The organism is Actinomycetota bacterium, assembly GCA_030776725.1.
GTDB lineage: Bacteria > Actinomycetota > Nitriliruptoria > Nitriliruptorales > JAHWKO01 > JAHWKW01.
This window is the reverse complement of the sequence record JALYHG010000100.1, coordinates 1-17,454: the sequence shown is the minus strand read 5'-3', so window position 1 is coordinate 17,454 and position 17,454 is coordinate 1. Positions and strand designations below refer to the sequence as shown.

Annotated in this window: 17 protein-coding genes; 8 read left to right on the top strand and 9 right to left on the bottom strand. The window is 69.7% G+C overall.

Going from position 1 to position 17,454, the window contains the following annotated elements; genetic code table 11:
• Positions 1-1,002, bottom strand: coding sequence for a potassium channel protein (locus M3N57_04640; protein MDP9021986.1), 1,002 nt, complete (start codon positions 1,000-1,002; stop codon positions 1-3).
• A complete protein-coding gene (nucS, locus tag M3N57_04635) occupies positions 999-1,661 on the bottom strand; it encodes an endonuclease NucS (protein MDP9021985.1) in 663 nt (220 codons plus the stop codon). The genes M3N57_04640 and nucS overlap by 4 nt, the downstream gene beginning before the upstream one ends.
• Before the next feature lie 218 nt (positions 1,662-1,879).
• On the opposite strand from nucS, the gene M3N57_04630 reads away from it, so the two are divergent.
• The 4 genes from M3N57_04630 to M3N57_04615 all read left to right on the top strand — a co-directional run bounded on the left by M3N57_04630 (position 1,880) and on the right by M3N57_04615 (position 5,832).
• On the top strand, positions 1,880-3,058 hold the full coding sequence (locus M3N57_04630; protein ID MDP9021984.1) for an RNA polymerase sigma factor: 1,179 nt from the start codon (positions 1,880-1,882) through the stop codon (positions 3,056-3,058).
• Between the two features lie 61 nt (positions 3,059-3,119).
• On the top strand, positions 3,120-4,214 hold the full coding sequence (ychF, locus tag M3N57_04625; protein ID MDP9021983.1) for a redox-regulated ATPase YchF: 1,095 nt from the start codon (positions 3,120-3,122) through the stop codon (positions 4,212-4,214).
• Between the two features lie 31 nt (positions 4,215-4,245).
• Positions 4,246-4,434, top strand: coding sequence for a hypothetical protein (locus M3N57_04620; GenBank protein MDP9021982.1), 189 nt, complete (start codon positions 4,246-4,248; stop codon positions 4,432-4,434).
• A 9-nt stretch (positions 4,435-4,443) separates the two neighbouring features.
• Positions 4,444-5,832 carry an AarF/ABC1/UbiB kinase family protein gene (locus tag M3N57_04615; GenBank protein ID MDP9021981.1) on the top strand — a complete coding sequence of 463 codons (1,389 nt, stop codon included), beginning with the start codon at positions 4,444-4,446 and terminating at the stop codon, positions 5,830-5,832.
• A 3-nt stretch (positions 5,833-5,835) separates the two neighbouring features.
• Here M3N57_04615 and M3N57_04610 read toward each other — a convergent pair whose 3' ends face one another.
• Both M3N57_04610 and M3N57_04605 read right to left on the bottom strand, forming a co-directional pair.
• Complete coding sequence (locus M3N57_04610; protein ID MDP9021980.1) at positions 5,836-7,626, bottom strand: long-chain fatty acid--CoA ligase; 1,791 nt, start codon at positions 7,624-7,626, stop codon at positions 5,836-5,838.
• Between the two features lie 95 nt (positions 7,627-7,721).
• Complete coding sequence (locus M3N57_04605) at positions 7,722-9,518, bottom strand: AMP-dependent synthetase/ligase (GenBank protein MDP9021979.1); 1,797 nt, start codon at positions 9,516-9,518, stop codon at positions 7,722-7,724.
• Between the two features lie 206 nt (positions 9,519-9,724).
• Here M3N57_04605 and M3N57_04600 point away from each other — a divergent pair, with 206 nt between their 5' ends.
• Entirely contained in the window at positions 9,725-10,618 is an 894-nt protein-coding gene (locus M3N57_04600) for a hypothetical protein (protein ID MDP9021978.1), read from the top strand.
• 98 nt (positions 10,619-10,716) lie between these two features.
• On the top strand, positions 10,717-12,834 hold the full coding sequence (locus tag M3N57_04595; GenBank protein MDP9021977.1) for an HDIG domain-containing protein: 2,118 nt from the start codon (positions 10,717-10,719) through the stop codon (positions 12,832-12,834).
• 34 nt (positions 12,835-12,868) lie between these two features.
• Here M3N57_04595 and M3N57_04590 read toward each other — a convergent pair whose 3' ends face one another.
• From M3N57_04590 to M3N57_04580, 3 genes are all read right to left on the bottom strand, one after another.
• Positions 12,869-13,942 (bottom strand): NAD-dependent epimerase/dehydratase family protein, encoded by a 1,074-nt coding sequence (locus M3N57_04590; protein MDP9021976.1) that lies wholly within the window; start codon positions 13,940-13,942, stop codon positions 12,869-12,871.
• 93 nt (positions 13,943-14,035) lie between these two features.
• On the bottom strand, positions 14,036-14,434 hold the full coding sequence (gene msrB, locus M3N57_04585; GenBank protein MDP9021975.1) for a peptide-methionine (R)-S-oxide reductase MsrB: 399 nt from the start codon (positions 14,432-14,434) through the stop codon (positions 14,036-14,038).
• 11 nt (positions 14,435-14,445) lie between these two features.
• Positions 14,446-14,910: a YbhB/YbcL family Raf kinase inhibitor-like protein gene (locus tag M3N57_04580; protein ID MDP9021974.1), complete on the bottom strand. Its 465-nt coding sequence runs from the start codon at positions 14,908-14,910 to the stop codon at positions 14,446-14,448.
• Positions 14,911-14,988: 78 nt separating this feature from the next.
• Between M3N57_04580 and M3N57_04575 the strand changes: the two genes are divergently transcribed.
• Positions 14,989-15,312: a hypothetical protein gene (locus M3N57_04575; GenBank protein ID MDP9021973.1), complete on the top strand. Its 324-nt coding sequence runs from the start codon at positions 14,989-14,991 to the stop codon at positions 15,310-15,312.
• A gap of 37 nt (positions 15,313-15,349) precedes the next feature.
• Here M3N57_04575 and M3N57_04570 read toward each other — a convergent pair whose 3' ends face one another.
• Positions 15,350-16,477, bottom strand: coding sequence for a cation:proton antiporter (locus M3N57_04570; protein MDP9021972.1), 1,128 nt, complete (start codon positions 16,475-16,477; stop codon positions 15,350-15,352).
• 2 nt (positions 16,478-16,479) lie between these two features.
• The gene (locus M3N57_04565; protein ID MDP9021971.1) at positions 16,480-16,968 is read right to left on the bottom strand and encodes a cation:proton antiporter regulatory subunit; all 489 of its coding nucleotides are present in this window, start codon (positions 16,966-16,968) and stop codon (positions 16,480-16,482) included.
• Between the two features lie 269 nt (positions 16,969-17,237).
• On the opposite strand from M3N57_04565, the gene M3N57_04560 reads away from it, so the two are divergent.
• A partial coding sequence (locus M3N57_04560) for a hypothetical protein (protein ID MDP9021970.1) occupies positions 17,238-17,454 on the top strand: 217 nt, incomplete at its 3' end.

Sequence of the window (17,454 nt, the reverse complement as noted above, 5' to 3'; positions counted from 1 at the left end):
TCAGGTAGGACGGAAGCGATCACGCATGCGGGCGACCTCCTCCTGGCTTCCCATCACGACCAGCACGTCACCGTCGTGGAGGACCGACTCGGCCGACGGGTGGGTGTCCATCGAGCCGTCCTCGGCGTGCAGGACCGCCAGGACCGTGCAGCCGTACGTCTCGCGGATCGCGGCCTGGCGGAGCGTGTGGTTGTCCAGCGGGCTGCCGGCCCTCACCGGGACCTCCTCGAGGGTGTACTCGATGCCGCCGGCGCCGATCCCGTCGAGGAAGTCCGACACGACGGGGCGGGTGAGCAGCTGAGCGATGCGCCGGCCCCCGATGGTCGACGGCGCGATCACCCGGTCGGCGCCGGCGCGGCGTAGCTTGGCTTCGTTCTCGTCGGCTTTGATCCGGCCCACCACCGTGCATCCCGGCCGCAGGCCCTTCGCGGTCAGCGCGATCAGGACGTTGTCCGCGTCGGTGTTGACGCAGGCGACGACAGCCTGGGCACGCTCCAACCCGGCGTCGAGCAGCACGTGCTCGGCGGTGGCGTCGCCTTCGACGTGCAAGAAACCCGTCCCGGCGACCTCGGCGATCTTGTCCTCGTCGTTGTCGACGACCACGAACGGCATCCCCTCGCGCATCAGCTCGGCCACCAGGTGACGTCCAACCCGCCCGTACCCGCAGACGATCACGTGTTCGTCGATGGCGTTGATCCGGCGCTCCATGCGTCGCCTTTCGATGATCCGCCGCAAGTGACCCTCCACCACGAACTCCGCGGCGCTCACGGCGGCGTACGTGGCGCTCGCCACCCCACCGACGATCAGCAGGACCGTGAAGACCTTGCCCGGTCCGTCGAGGGGCGCGACCTCCCCGAAGCCGACCGTGGTGACCGTGATCACCGTCATGTACAGCGCATCGAGGAGGTTCATCCCCTCCAGCAGCTGGTAGCCGACCACGCCCACCAGCAGGACGCCGAAGTAGATCGAGAACGCGATCCGCAAGCGGCGAGTGGGCGTCACTCGAAGAGCCTTAGGGTCCCGTCGTCGCGGCCACGGAGCTCGTCGAGGTCGATCTCGACCCAGGCGATCCCCCGCGCATCGGCGAGGACCCGGGCCTGGGGTTTGACCTCGGTCGCGGCGAGGACCCCACGCACCGGCGCGAGGAGCGGATCGCGTTGCAGCCGGTCGAGGTAACGGGTGAGCTGTTCGACGCCAGCGATCTCGCCGACCCGTTTGACCTCGACCGCCACGGCGCGGCCGTCCGCGTCGCGCAGCAGCAGATCGACCGGGCCCAGGTCGGTGGGGAACTCACGGCGGATCAGCCGTGAGCCCTCCGCGATGCGGTCGGGATGCGTCGCGAGCAGTTCCTGCAGCTGCCGCTCGACGCCGTCGAGGGTGAGTCCGCGCTCGGTGTCGAGTTCGACGGTGAGATCCTCGTGGACCTCCTCGAACTCGATCGTCAGGGTCTCGCCGCGCGGGTTCACCACCCGCCAGACGTCGCCTTCGTCGACGATCGTGTTGGGGGCGTTCATCCAGTTGAGCGGCTTGTACGCCCCGACGTCGGCGTGGATCGCGACGCACCCGTCCGCCTTGACCATGACCAGCCGCACCGCCGAGGACAGGGTGGACGACAGCCTGCCGTCGTAGTGGGCGGTACAGCGGGCGACGATCAGGCGCACGGTCAGGCGGCCCGGACCGGCACGGAGATCCCCATGTGGCGGCACCGTAGCGGAGGGCGCGACCGGCGCCGCACGATGCCGGCCTGCCAGGACGTCGCGTCCGTCGGCTGGTAGCGTCTGCGCCTCCCACCAGCCGAGCCGCCCTGACACCGTGGTCGGCTCGCCGGAGGCCGGAGCCGCATGCGGGCGCGGCTCCGAGCGCACAAGGAGCCAAGCGGGTGGAGCAGCGCGAGGCTCGGGAGCTGGTCACCCACAAACCCGAGCTCGGTGAGCTCTTCGAGCGGGGTCGTGGCCGGGGCTACGTCCTGCTGTCCGAGCTCCACGACCACTACGACCCGCTCAACGACGACGCGGACTGGATCGCCCGGGCGGCGCGCGCCGTGGAGGACCTCGGGCTGGAGGTCGTCGATGACCAGGCCGACGAGACCGAGCGCCCCGTCGCTGACGTGATCAGCTCGTCGACCGACCCCGTTCGTCACTACCTCAACGCGATCGGCAGGACGGCGCTGCTCACCGCCGAGGAAGAGGTCGACCTGGCCAAGCGCGACCAGGCCGGCCAGGCGGCCCGGCGGTTCCTCAACAACGGGGCGTCGCTCACCCCTCGTCAGCGCGCGCAGCTCCGCCAGGTCGACCGGGATGGGCGCCTTGCTCAGGACCACATGGTCCGGGCCAACCTCCGGCTGGTCGTCTCCGTTGCGCGCCGGTACCGCGGCCGCGGCCTCGATCTCCTCGACCTCATCCAGGAGGGCAACCTCGGTCTGATGCGGGCCGTCGAGAAGTTCGATCACACGAAGGGCTACAAGTTCTCGACGTACGCCACCTGGTGGATCCGCCAGGCGCTCACACGAGGCCTGGCGGACAAGTCACGGGTGTTGAGGTTGCCCGTCCACGTCCACGAGGCCCTGGGGAAGCTGCGGTGGGCCGAGCTGGACCTCGTTCAGCAGCTGGGACGCGACCCCACCGAGGCGGAACTCGCCGACGCCATGGACATGTCGATCGAACGGCTCCGCGACATCCGCTCGGCCGCGCGGGAGCTGCTGTCGCTGGACACGCCGGTGGGCGAGGACGGCGGCACCACCATGGGCCACCTGGTCGCCGACGAGGACGCCGTCGACCCGGAGATCTCGGCCGCGTTCGTCCTCACCCGCGACCTGCTGCACACCGTGTTGGCCACCCTGAACGAACGGGAGCGTGGTGTCGTGTTGATGCGGTTCGGCCTGCTCGACGGCAACTGCCGCACCCTCGAGGAGGTCGGTGCCGAGTACGGCGTGACCCGCGAGCGGATCCGCCAGATCGAATCCAAGACCCTGACCAAGCTGCGCCACCCGTCTCGGTCTGACCGGCTCCGTGGCCTGCTGGAGACGGCCCCCGCTGGCCCACTGGTCGGCGACGGCTAGGTCCGGATCACCTTGCCCGTACGCTGCCAGCGACGTCTGATCGCAACGGGAGTGAGCGTGCATGGGGCTGCAGGTCGGGCTGGTCGGTCTGCCGAACGTCGGGAAGTCGACGTTGTTCAACGCGCTGTCCCGCGCGGGGGCGCTCGCGGCCAACTACCCGTTCGCGACGATCGACGCCAACGTGGGGGTCGTCGCGGTCCCCGACGAACGCCTCGACCGCGTCGCGGAGCTGGCCGGCTCGGCCCGAACCGTCCCGACCACGATCGAGTTCGTCGACATCGCTGGGCTGGTGGCCGGGGCCAGCACCGGGGAGGGGTTGGGCAACCAGTTCCTGGCGCACATCCGCGAGGTCGACGCGATCTGTCACGTCGTGCGCTGCTTCGACGACGACGACGTCGTTCACGTTTCCGGCGTGGTCGACCCCGTCGGTGACGTCGACGTCGTCGAGACAGAGCTCATCCTCAAGGACCTCGAGACGGTCGAGAAGCGTCTGGAGCGCATCACGCGCGTGGCGCGCAGCGGGGACACCTCAGCAGCCGACGAGGCCGGGTTCCTGGGTCGCTTGCGTGATCACCTCGCGGCCGGAGAGCCGGCACGCCGCTTCGAGTGCGCCGCTGTCCACGCCGACCTGCTCCGCGACCTGTTCCTGCTCAGCGCCAAAGCGGTCGTCTACGCCGCGAACGTCGGCGAGGACGACCTGCCCGACGGCGGACCCCTGGTCGAGCCGCTGCGGAAGTTGGCGGTGGATCAGGAGGCCGACGTGGTGGTCGTGTGTGCGCAGGTCGAGGCGGAGCTCACCGACCTGCCCGAGCCTGAGCAGCGTGAGTACCTCGGCGCGCTCGGCCTGGAGCGCAGCGGCCTGGAGAGACTGGTCAACGCCGCCTACCGGCTACTGGGCCTCGTCACCTTCTTCACCGCAGACGACAAGGAAGCGCGCGCCGTCACCGTCCGCCGCGCGACCCGCGCCCAGCGCGCCGCCCGGGAGATCCACTCCGACATGGAGCGGGGGTTCATCCGTGCGGAGGTGATCTCGTACCACGATTACCTGACGTACGGCTCGGAGTCGGCCGTCCGGGATGCGGGACGGCTGCGACTCGAAGGCAAGGACTACCCGGTCGCCGATGGTGACGTCATCCGCTTCCGTTTCGCGGTGTAGGTTCGCACCCGACATCCCATAGGAGCCCCCCATGGCCCGCACCCAGCTGATCACCCGCCTCGAAGTGGCCGCTTGCCCGACCCACCGCACCAACGTCGGTCATTACAAGGATCATGATGTCGGATGCGACTGCCTGACCGAGGAGCGTCGCTCGGAGCTCGCCCAGCGCCTGGAAGACGCCCGGACGGAGGGCAACCCGCTCGCTGACCCCGTCGAGTAACAGCCGACCGTGGCGCGACGTGAGGGACTGGGGGGGCGGGTCGGTCGGGGCGCACGCCTGGCGGGAACCGGGGTGCGGTCCGCAGCCGGCCTGGCCGCAGCGAAGGCGCGCCAGCTGACCGGTGGGGACGCTGATCCCGAGGAGTTCCACCGGGCCACCGCGGACATCCTCGTCAACGTCCTGGGCGAGATGAAGGGCGCAGCGATGAAGCTCGGACAGCTGCTGTCCTTCGTCGACGTCGACCTCCCACCCGACGTGCGGTCGATCTACCACGACGCGCTCGCCAGCCTGCGCGACAGCGCCCCGCCGATGGATCCCGCACTGATCGAGCAGGTGGTCGCTGAGGAGTTCGGGGCGTCGGCCAACGCCATCTTCGCGGAGTGGCACCGTGAGCCCATCGCCGCTGCCTCGATCGGGCAGGTCCACGCGGCCCGGCTCGACGACGGGCGCGAGGTCGTCGTGAAGGTCCAGTACCCGGGCGTGGCCGAGGCGGTCAGCGCTGACCTGCGCAACGCCGAGGCGTTCTCACCGCTGGCGCGGATCATCTCCCCCCACCTGGAGGTGGAGCCCCTCGTGGAGGAGCTGCGCGAGCGGGTCGGCGACGAGCTGAACTACGAGCGTGAGGCCAACTACCAGCGGGCGTTCGCCAACCGCTACGACGGCCACCCCTTCGTCCACGTCCCCGAGGTCGTGGCCGACATGTGCCGCGGACGGGTGCTGGTGAGCGAACGCGTGCGCGGTCGAACGTTCAACGACATCGCCGAGCGGGGCACCGACGAGGAGCGGCAACGGCTCGGTGAGATCATCTTCCGCTACGCCTTCGGCACCATCGAGCGCTTCCGGCTCTTCAACGGTGATCCGCACCCAGGTAACTACCTGTACGAGGACGACGGACGCGTCGCCTTCCTCGACTACGGGTCGGTGAAGATGTTCAGCCGGGAGCGGTTCCAACACATGCAGCGCATGAACCAGACGGTCAAGCAAGGTGACCCCGACGAGGTCGTGCAACGACTCCGCGAAGCGGGGTTCCTCCCCCCCGGCGTCGAGGTCGACGCCGAGCTGATGTACGAGTGGTGGCAGCTGTACATGCGGCCGGTCCTGGCGGAACAGCCGTTCACGTTCACCCCCGAGTTCGCAACCGAGGTCATCCGCTCCACGACGGACCCGCGGAGCAAGTACCTAAAGGTGCTGCGCCCGTTGAACCTGCCGCCCGACTACCTGCTGCTCAACCGCATCCACTTCGGGATCAACAGCGTCCTGGGACGTCTGCGGGCGAGCAACGACTGGCGCGAGATCCGCGCCGAGTACGTCGAGGACGCCCCGCCGGCGACGCCGCTCGGGGAGCAGGACCGCAAGTGGTGGGAGACGCGGGAGCCGGTGTACGACCCGCCAGCTTGAGTTCTACTCCTCTGGGTAGATGTCGTCGATCACACGGTCGTACTTGTCGGCGACGACTCGGCGCTTGACCTTCAGCGTCGGTGTCAGCTCACCACCGTCGATGGTGAAGTCCTCGGGGAGGATACGGAACTCACGGATCGACTCCGCTCGCGACACCGCCTTGTTGGCGTGGTCGACGGCACCCTGGATCTCGGCGCGCAGCTCGGGGTCGTCGGTGAGGTCAGCCACCGTCTTCCCCGTCTTGCCGTGCTGCTCCGCCCAACGGGGGAACTCCTCGGGGTCGATCGTGATGAGCGCCGCGATGAACGGCCGCCCGTCGCCCACCACCATCGACTGGCTGACCAGCCGGTGTGAACGAAGCCGATCCTCGAGGACCGCTGGGGCGACGTTCTTCCCGCCCGCCGTGACGATCAGTTCCTTCTTCCGGCCGGTGACCCGCAGGAACCCGTCGGCGTCGAGTTCACCGAGGTCGCCGGAACGGAAGAAACCTTCGTCGGTGACGGCCTCTCGGGTCGCCTCGTCGTTGTTCCAGTACCCGGCGAAGACGTTGCCTCCCTTGATCAGGATCTCGTCGTCATCGTCGACCCGGACGGTGCAGCCGGGGAACGGCTGCCCGACCGTCCCGATCTTGAGGGCGTCCGGGCGGTTCGTCGTCGCCCCTGCAGTGGTCTCCGTGAGGCCGTAGCCCTCGAGGATCTTGAGTCCGATCCCGTTGTAGAAGTGGCCGAGTCGCTCACCGAGCGCGGCACCACCGGAGATCGCGTAGCGGAGCTTGCCGCCCAACCGCTCCCGGAGCTTGCCGTACGCGAGCCGGTCGAAAACGGTGTGCTGGATCCGCGTCGCGAGGTTCACGCCGCCGTCCTGGCTCTGGCGCGAGTAGTCGATCGCGACCTGCACCGCCCTCTCGAAGATCTTGCCCTTGCCCTCCTCGTTGGCCCGGGACACCGCCGCGTTGTAGACCTTCTCGAAGATACGGGGCACCGCCAGCAGGAACGTCGGCTGGAACATCGGCAGCTCCTCGGCGAGGTGCTGCGGGTCGGTGGCGTAGGCCATCTGCACGCCGACCTCCACGCTGCCCGCCTGGACCAGCTGAGCGAAAGAGTGCGCCAGCGGTAGGAACAGCAGCGTCCGGTCGTCGGGGCCGAACAGCTCCTCGAGCGCGGTCGTGGCCTGTACGGCGTCCCAGCGCAGGTTGCGGTGCAGCGTGACGCAGCCCTTCGGTTTCCCGGTCGTGCCCGACGTGTAGATGATCGTGGCGATCGACTCGGGACCGATCCGCTCCGCCCGCCGGTCGAGCTCCTCGGCGTCGACGTCCGTGCCGTGCTCCTCGATCTGGTCCAGGCCCGCCTCCTCGATCACGAAGACGTGGTCGAGCGGAGCCGTGGCCGAAACCTGCTCCCACTCCCGGCGGTCGTCGGGTGTACCGAACACCGCGGTGCGTGCGCCACTGTCGTTCAGGATCCACTCGATCTGGTCGGCCGAGTCGGTCTCGTATATCGGGACGATCGTGCCGCCGGCGGCCATCACCGCGTACTGCAGGTAGGTCCACTCGATCCGGGTCTTGGACATGATGGCCACGCGGTCATCGATCTCCAGACCGAGCCCGATCAGGCCTCTCGCCAGCCGCTGCACGGTGGCAGCGAACTCGGCGGCGGTGACGTCGACGAACCGGTTGCCGTCACGGTAGGCCAGCAAACGGCGATCGGGGTTCTCGTCGGCGTGATACCACAGCGGGTGCAGCAGCGTTGCATCGTCCGGGAGAGCAACCTCTCCCGGCGTCGTGTACTCGCGCATGGCTCCTCCAGGACGTCAACACGTCCACAGGAGGCTAGCACCGAGGCATCAGCGCGAACTCGGTTGATCGTGGTACCCGGCGGGCGGACGAGCTCTCAGCGGGTCGCCGAGTACAGCTCCTCGATCGCGGCTGCGTGCCGTTCGGTCACGACCTCTCGCCGCACCTTCAGGGTCGGCGTCAGTTCGCCACCCTCGATGGTGAAGTCGTCGGGGAGGATCCGGAAGGCGCGGATCGATTCCGCCCGCGACACCGCGTGGTTGGCCTGGTCGACCGCAGTCTGGACCTCGGCGCGCAGATCGGCGTCGTCGACCACCTCGGCCGGTGTCCGACCCGGCTTGGAGTGCTGCTCCGCCCAACGGCCGACCTCCTCGGGATCCAGCGTGATCAGGGCAGCGATGAACGGGCGACCGTCGCCCACCACCATCGCCTGCGACACCAGCCGGTGCGCGCGGATCCGGTCCTCGAGGAGGGCTGGGGCGACGTTCTTCCCGCCCGCGGTGACGATGATCTCCTTCTTGCGTCCCGTGATCCGCAGGAAACCGTCGGCGTCGAGCTGACCGAGGTCGCCCGAGTGCAGGAAACCGTCGTCGTCGATCGCTTCCCGGGTCGCCTCGTCGTCGTTCCAGTACCCGGAGAAGACGTTCCCGCCCTTGATCAGGATCTCGCCGTCGTCGGCGATGCGGACGGTGCAACCGGGCAGCGGCCGTCCAACCGTGCCGATGCGCAGATGCGACGGCGTGTTCAGCGTGGCGCCCGCCGACGTCTCCGTGAGGCCGTAGCCCTCCAGGACCGTGATCCCTGCCCCGTTGAAGAAGTGCCCGAGCCGCTCGCCGAGCGCCGCACCGCCGGAGACCGAGTACTCCACGCGCCCTCCGACGGCCGACCGCAGCTTGCTGTACACCAGCTTGTCGAACACGGTGTGCAGCGCCCGGGTCTTGAAGGGCACTCGGCCGACCTGGGTGCCACGCGAGTGGTCGATCGCGACGCGGGAGGCCACATCGAAGATCCGGCCCTTGCCGTCGGCGTACGCCTTGGCCTGCGCGCCGTTGTAGATCTTCTCGAAGACACGTGGCACCGACAGCAGGAACGTCGGTTGGAACAGCGGCAGTTCCTCGGTGAGCTTGGTGGGGTCGGTGGCGTACCCGATCTTGACCCGTTCCGCGACGCAGACGCACTGGATGATCCGCCCGAAGATGTGCGCCAGCGGGAGGAACAGCAGCGTGGAGCGGCCGTCTCTGAACAGCTCGGGGGCGCCGACCCCGACCTGGGTGAGGTCCCAGACGAGGTTGCCGTGGGTCAGCACGCAGCCCTTCGGCCGCCCCGTGGTCCCCGATGTGTACACGATCGTGGCGAGATCCTCGGCGGTGACGGTCCGGGCCCGCCCCAGGACCTGCTCGTCGTCGACCTCTGCGCCGTGCGCGGACAGCTCATCGAGCCCGCCATCGTCGATCACGAACGCGTGCTTGCAGGCGGGCAACCGGCTTGCGGCCTCGTCGTAGCGGGAGCGCAACTCCACGTTCTCGAAGATGGCCGCCACCGCCTCGCTGTCGGCGAGGATCCACTCCATCTGATCAGCGGCCGACGTCTCGTAGATCGGGACGGTGACGGCCCCCGCACTCCAGATCGCGTAGTCCAGCAGCGTCCACTCGATCCGCGTTCGCGACATGACCGCCACGCGCTGCCCCGGCTCGATCCCCAGACCGATCAGGCCGGCCGCGAGGCGACGGACCCGTTCGGCGAACTGCCGGACGCTGACGTCGACGAACTGCCCCCCCACGCGGTGCGCGAGGGCCGCCCGGTGCGGTTGGACACGTTCGCGCTCCCACAGGGTCTCAGTCAGGTTGGTGTCGGGCGCGATCGTGGCAGCGCCGGGGCCAGTGAACTCTCGCATGGCGACCTCCGCGACGAGTGCTGGGGCACGCTCGGAAGGCGGCAAGCTAGCACGGGTCGCTCGCCCGCCGGCTCGCGGCCGACCGCCGTCCACGCTCCCGCCGTCGGTTGCCCAACGGCCCTGCGGCCGGGCACGTTCGCCCTCGGAGGCGCGCCGAGCGTCACGACGGGGCGCCGTATGCTCGGCCGACCGCGAGCGGGAGAAGGATGCGCGGTCCTGGCTACGTCCTGGTCGTCAACGCCCATGCCGGCCGCGCGGCACGGGAACGGAGCGAGGCAGCCCGTCGTGTCCTCGACGGAGCCTCCCCCACCCAGGTGCTCACCACCACCGACCCGGCGCAGGTCGACGAGGCGATCGCCGCGCTCGATGGTCGAACCCTGGTCGTGGTCGGTGGCGATGGGACCCTGCACGTTGCGGTCAACCGCCTCGCGGCTGCAGGGATCCTGGCCTCGACCACGATCGGGATCGTGCCTGCGGGGACCGGGAACGACTTCGCGCGTTCACTCCGCATCCCCCAGGAGCCGGTCGCGGCCGCACGCGCCGTGTTGGCCTGTGAGCCCCTCAGCGTCGACCTGCTCGAGGCCGACGACGGCCAGCTGGCCGTGAACGCCGTCCATGCGGGGCTGGGGGCCGAGGCGTCGCAGCGCTCCGTCCCGTTGAAGGACGATCTCGGCCCACTGGCGTACCCGGTCGGGGCGCTGGTCGCTGGCGTTCGCGAGACGGGATGGACGCTCCAGGTCGAGGTCGACGGGGCGCCGGTGTCACAGGTCGCCCGCCCGCTGCTGATGGTGGGGATCGCCAACGCCGGTTGCATCGGTGGCGGAACCCCGCTTTGCGCCCCCGCGGAACCCGACGACGGACGACTCGATGTCGTGGTCGTCGCCGCGGTCGGCCCGGCCGCGCGGGCGGCGTTCGGGGCGGCCCTTCAGCGCGGGCGGCACCTGGCCCGAGACGACGTCGAGCACGTCCGCGGGCACGACGTGCGCATCTCGGGTGATCCCGTGCGGTACAACGCCGACGGAGAGCTGTCACGCCCCCTCCGCCAGCGGCGGTACCGCATCCGCCCGGCGGCGTGGCGTGTCCTGGCCCCGCCCCGGTAGGCGCCGTACAGTAACGTCTTCGGTCCGGTCGGCCGCTGGTCTCGCGCCCTCCGCGGGCGTACGGTCGTTTGCGTCCGTCGTCGGAAGGCCTCCGAACGGTGGAGCGGCTCGTCAGGCGGTACCGGGCGTACCGCCTCCTCATCGCTGCGGTGGTGCTGATCGGCATCCCTGCGGCGCTCAGCCTCCCTGCGTTCCTGGACGAATCCCCGATCCGGGCCGGGGAGGCGTCGCCGCGGACGGTCGTGGCTCCCAACCTCATCCGCATCGTCGACGAGGACGCGACAGAGCGCGCACGTCGCCAGGCGGCCGAGGCGGTCGATCCGATCTTGCAGCGCGACGACCAGGCGCGCATCGCCACGGTGGAGGACATCCGCAACCAGTTCGACGTGGTGCAAGAGATCCGGCAGGCACCCACCGCCGAAGGCGCGGAGCCGCCCTCGACCGAAGAGCGGGTCGACGCCCTCCGCGATCGGCTCCCGATGCTGGATGACACCGGGCTGCGCATGCTGGTCACCATCGACGCGCCGACCTTCGAGTCGCTACGGAGCGAGACGATCAGCATCGTGCAGCAACTGACCCGCCAATCGGTCCGGGCGGGGCAGGTCGACGATGTCCTCGATGAGCAGCTGCGCGTCGAGGCGACCGTGCGCGACGTCCCTGCGAAGCTCACCGATGCGGTCGTGGAGCCGCTGATCCGGAGCGCGATGCGCCCGACTGTCGTGGTCGACCACGAGGCCACCGATGAGGCGCGGCGGCGCGCGGCCGCCAACGTCGACGAGGCGATGCGGACCTTCCCCACCGGGTCGGTGATCGTCTCCGCCGGGGAGGAGGTCACCCCGGTGCAGCTGGCCGCCCTGGAGCGGGTCGGGCTGGCTGGGTCCGATCCACGCTGGGAGGTCCTACGCGCGCTCGCCGTCACCGCCATCGCTGCTGCCGTGTCGGCGCTGTACCTGCGCACCCACCGACGCTCGGTGTGGCGCTCGAACCGGAAGCTGCTGTTGCTTGCGACGCTCACGTTCGGCTACGCCGCGATCCTCGCCGGGGCGACACTGGCGATCGAGCGCACCGAGGTGTGGCTGTACGCGGTTCCGTCCGGGGCGCTGGGGATGCTCGCCACCATCTTGCTGGGCGCCCCGGTCGGGGTGATGCTCGCCGTGCCGGTGACCTTGCTCACCGCCTACGTCGCCCCGGGGACGACCGGCGTGGTGGCGTACGCGGCGGCCGCGACGCTGCTGAGCGTCCCGCTGGTCACACGCCTGTCGGTCCGCGGCGACCTGCGCCGAGCGGCTCTGTTCGCGACAGCCGGCTACATCGTCCTGGCGCTGACGTTCGCGGTCACCTTCGAGGGCGCCGACAGCTTGATCCGTCCCGCTCTGGCGGGAGCGATCCACGGCGTGACCGGCGGGATCCTGGTGGTTGGCGGCCTGCCCTTCATCGAGTCGGCGTTCGGTCTGGTGACCGCCACCGGCCTGATCGATCTCGCCGACCGCAACCATCCGCTGCTGCGGGAGCTGGAACAGAAGGCACTCGGGTCGTACAACCACTCGATCGTCGTCGCGACGCTGGTCGAGCGCGGTTGCCGGGCTGTGAACGCCGATCCGCTTCTCGGCTCAGTCATGGCGCTGTACCACGACATCGGCAAGGTGCGCAGACCGTACTTCTTCATCGAGAACCAGTTCGGGATCTCCAACCCGCACGACGGTCTGGAACCGGATATCTCGGCCACGATCATCCAGGAGCACGTCACCGACGGGATCAAGATGGCCCGGTCCTACCGACTCCCGCCAGAGGTGGTGCACGGCATCGCGACGCACCACGGGACGACGGTCGTCACGTACTTCTACCTCAAGGCCGTACGGGACGCCGCGCCGGGGCAGCAGGTCGACGAGGAGGTGTACCGCTACAAGGGTCGCAAACCGACCACCAAAGAGACCGCGGTGCTGATGCTCGCCGACTGCTGCGAAGCTGCCAGCCGCGCAGCCGCCCAGAACGACCGCAACTTGTCGCGCGAGCAGTTGTCCGAGCTGGTGGACAGCCTATTCGCCGACCGCATCGAGGACGGTCAGCTCGACGAGAGCCCGCTGACGTTCCAGGACGTCGCTGCGGTCAGGGCGTCGTTCCTCGAGACGCTCTGCGGCGTGTACCACCCGCGTATCACCTACCCGCAACGCCAGCAGGCGGAGGCAGCGACGCAGGAGGCTCCCGCCTCCACCTGATCGGCGCCACCGTCGGTCCGCCGGGTCGCCGGCCTCACTGGCCGATGTCGGGTCGGGCGCGGGCGCGCTCGCCGACCCCGGTGGCGACCTCGCGTTGCCGCAGCTTCCCGCCCGACTTGGGATGCAGCGGCGGTGTGTCCATCCCGGCGCCTTCGCGCAGACCCTCCATCATCTCGCGGATGGCTTCCTGGGACGTGCGAGACGGCTCCCAGCCCAGCTCCGTCCGGGCACGGGTGGTGTCCATCACCGGGAGGCTGAGCGCGAGGTCGAACAGCATCGGACTGGCCGGGATCAGGTGCAGGCGCCACGCCGCAGCCATCGCCGCCCTGAGTGCGCCGACGGGCATCTTGACCGGACGAGCGTCGAACAGTTCTGCGAGCGCCCGGGGGTCGAGCACGGGTTCGGCGGCGATGTTGAAGGGGCCACGAACGTCGCGGACGATCGCGAGACGGTAGGCCTCTGCAGCGTCGGCGGTGTGCAGTGCCTGGAGGCGCAGGCCGGGCAGATCAGGGACGATCGGGATCAGGTCGGGGCGGGCGAGGCGGTTGGGGAGGAGCGGTCCCGCGAACAGGCGGCGCTGCTCGGACGCCGACTCGCGCTTGAAGATGAACCCGGGGCGGAGGCGGACCACACGGGTCCCCGGTTGGTCGCGTTCGAAGGTGTCCAGCACCCGTTCGACGTACGACTTCTCGCGCCCGTAGGCGGCGGTCGGCAGGGCGTGGGTCGGCCAGGACTCGTCCACGCGGTCGTGCTGTGGGCCCGGCGAGTAGGCGCCGACCGAGGATGCGTAGACCAGCGCGGGGACCGCCGCTTCGGCCACCGCCTCGAAGACCCGGATGCTGCCCAGGACGTTGGTCCGCCACGTCGCCAGCGGGTCGTGCGTGGGCTGGAAGATCCACGAGAGGTGAACGACCACATCGGCGGCGTCGAAGTGGGTGGTGAGATCGTCCTTCGCCACGTCGGCGCGGGCCCACCTCGTCTTGGCCGGCTGCCATGCCGGCGGTCGTCGGGCCAGCCCGACGATCGACGTGACCTGCTCCTCGTGGCCGAGGACGTCGATCAAGCTCGTGCCGACGTTGCCCGTCGCCCCGGTGATCACCACGCGCATAGTGCGTCTCCTCGTCGGCTCACGGCACCGTAGCGACCGTGTCACATCGTGTTCCCGTCGCGGGCACGACCCTGCACACGGATGGCCGCCGACTCAGCCGTGGGCTTCGAGCTCCAACGCCAGTGAGTTGATGCAGTACCGCTGACCCGTGGGTGGAGGGCCGTCGGGGAACAGGTGGCCGAGGTGCGAGTCACACGCCGCACAGAGAACCTCCGTGCGGGTCATCCCGTGGCTGTGGTCGTCTTCGAGGCGGACCGCAGCGTCGTCGAGCGGCTCCCAGAAGCTCGGCCATCCCGTCCCGGAGTCGTACTTGGCGTCCGACTCGAACAGGGGCTGACCGCAGGCCGCACAGCGGTAGGTCCCCGCAGCCTTGCTGCCGTGGTACTCGCCGGAGAAGGGCGGTTCGGTCCCCTTCGCGCGCAACACCTGATAGCGCTCAGCGCTCAAGCGCTCGCGCCACTCGTCGTCGGTCAGTTCGACCCGCTCGGTCACGTGTGTTCCCCTCAACGTTCGTACGTGCCGACCAGCCGTGCCTGCTCGATCACATGCCCCTCGATGCAGTCGAGCAGCTGCTCCCGTGTGAGGCCGGGGCTCGCGTCCAGACCGGTGTCGAGCGCGTACACCCAGAAGTAATAGTGATGCGGACCGTGGCCCTCGGGTGGTGCGGGGCCGTTGTAGCCAGTGTTGCCGAAGTCGTTCTGGCCTTCCGTGAACTCGCCGCCGCCCCCCTCCCCGATCCCGGTTCCGGACGCGGGGATGCCGTACACCACCCAGTGGGTGAAGCCGCGGACGAGTGGCGCATCCGGGTCGTGGCACACGAGCACGAACTCGCTGGTCCCTTCCGGGACGTTGCTCCACTCCACCGCGGGCGAGACGTCGTCGCCTTCGCTGGTGTGCCGTCGGGGGATCGCGCCGCCGTTGTCGAACGCCGGGCTGGACAGTGACAGGTCCCCGAGGTTCAGTCCCATTTCGTGACTCCATCCGATCGGCTCAACGCCGACCCTAACGGGCCGCCGCAGCGCCGTTCCCACCGCTAGCCTCTTCCTATGAACCCGTTCTGGGCGGGGGTGTTCGTCGGCTTGCGGCGCTTTCTCGCCCGTCACCAGGGACGACCGCCGTCGGCCGCGCGCAGTGTTCCGCTGTGGCGCCTGGTTCTCGACGAGGTCGCCTACCTGCTGCGCATGTCGGTTCGTCGCCGCTGGTTGCGGGTGTGGCTGCCTGCTGCCGTTGTGGTGGCGACGGTGATGGTCGGGTTGGCGGAGTTCACGCCGGGTCCGGTGATCGCTGTCGAGTGGCGCCTCGTGCTGACCGCGGTTCTTGTCGCTGTCACCGCCGTGGTGCTGTGGCCTCGGCGGAACGCCCACCCCTGACCGCCCCGCGTCACCAGCTCTGACCGCCAGCCGTCGCTCAGGCGACCGCACGCGCCGCGAGCGGGCCCGCGATCGCCAGCAGGAGCACGTACGCAGCCGCGACCGGACCGATGCCGATGTCGAGGCCCGACGCGACGCCGAGTTCGGCGATCACGATGGAGAACTCCCCGCGTGCGACCAGCACGGCCGCCGCTCGGCGGCGCCCGGCCGGACCCACCCCGATCCGGGCGGCGCCCCACAACGCCGTCGCCGTCTTGGTCGCCGCGGTGACGACCGCGAGCGCCGCCGCGACACCCAACACCGGGGGGATGTTGCGCGGATCGACGGACAACCCGAAGAACACGAAGAAGATGGCGGCGAACAGGTCCCGGACCGGGTGAAGCAGGCCCCGAGCTGCCTCCTGCGCCGGTCCCGAGAACGCGATCCCCACCAGGAAAGCCCCGACCGCGGCGGAGATGTGCAGACGTTCGGCGGCGCCGGCGACGAGCAACGTCAGGCCCAGGACCCCAAGCAGGAGCGCCTCGTTGCTCGGGGCCAGGACCAGGCGACTGATCGCTTCCCCCCAGCGCCATGCCGCAGTGAGCACCACGGCAGCAGCCAGCAGCGCCACGGCCACCGAAGCACCCATGCCCGCGACGGTGCCTCCCACCACCAGTACACCGACCATCGGCAGGTACGCCGCCATGACGAGGTCCTCGGCCACCAGGAGCGACAGCACCATCGGGCTCTCCCGGTTACCGAGCCACCCCAGGTCGTCGATCACCTTCGCGACGATCCCGGATGAGGAGATGTAGGTGACACCTCCTAGCAGAACGGACCCGACGGGACCCCAACCCAAGATGGAACCAGCGATGAAGCCCGGGACGAAGTTCGCCACGAGATCGACCGCGGCGACCGGCGCGGACGCCCGCATCCCACTGATCAGCTCGTCCGGCGAGTACTCGAGCCCGAGCATGAGCAGGAGGAGCACCACACCGATCTCGGCGCCCACCTGGATGAAGGCTTCCGCGGTGATCGCGGAGTAGACCCCCCCTTCACCGATCGCGAGTCCCACCAACAGGTAGAAGGGGATCGGTGACAGCCCGACGCGCGTGGCCAGACGAGAAACCAGGGCGAGCGCGATCAGGATCGCGCCGAGCTCGAGGAAGATCGTCTCGATCGCCAACGTCAGGGGGCGCGCAGCAGGTCGTTCACCCGACGGATCGCCTCTGGCGGCCCAACGACGACTGCGGTGTCGCCGGGTTGGAGCACCAGCTCCCCCCCAGGGCTGGGGATGTACTGGCCATCACGGAGGACGGTGACGATCGTGACGCCGGTCGTCTTGCGGACGGCCAGCTGCTCGATGCTGCGACCAGCCGCTGGGCTGCCGGGTTCGACCTCGAACCAATCGAGGGCGAGCCCCGGCACGACGTGCTGCAGACGGTCGAGGTCAGCCACCACCTGCGATCCGCCGAGGAGCTCCGCGAGGAGACGCGCCTCGGGACCCTCCACATCGAGCACCTCGGTTGCGGCATCCGGATCGTCGGGGTGGCTGACGAAGATCTGTCGGTGGCCGGTGCGGTGGTGCAGCACCGAGACCCGCTGTCCGCTGGCCGTGGTGAACGAGTAGCGCATACCGACCCCGGGCAGCTGCGTCTCTTCCACGCGCTGAGCCACGCCTGCCTCCTCGCCCGTGACGACATGACCCTATCCACGCCGCCGCGGTGGCAGCCCCAGGGGCGGTGGCGCTGCTCCTCCACGCCAGCCTCCCAACTATGGTGGGCGCATGCTCGAGTTCATCGTCGGGGGCCAAGCGATAACCGCCTTCCTCATCATCGGCGGGGTCGGTCTCGCGCTCCTCCTGCTGTCCCTGGTCCTCGGCGAGGTGTTCGAGGGTCTCCTCGGCGGCTTCGACGTCGACGCCGGCGGGGGGATCTTCTCGGGCCGTGCTCGGTGCGTTCCTCGCGTCGTTCGGCTTCGGTGCCGCCCTCATCATGTACGCGACCGGCGCCGGCGCCGGCGGCGGCGCGCTCGGCGGCCTCGCGAGCGGGTTGGTCGTCGGCGGCCTGGCCCTCGTGATGATGCGGACGCTCATCAACATGCCGACCGACGAGACCGTCTCGACCCGTGGGCTCGAGGGCTCGCAGGGCACCGTGATCACGA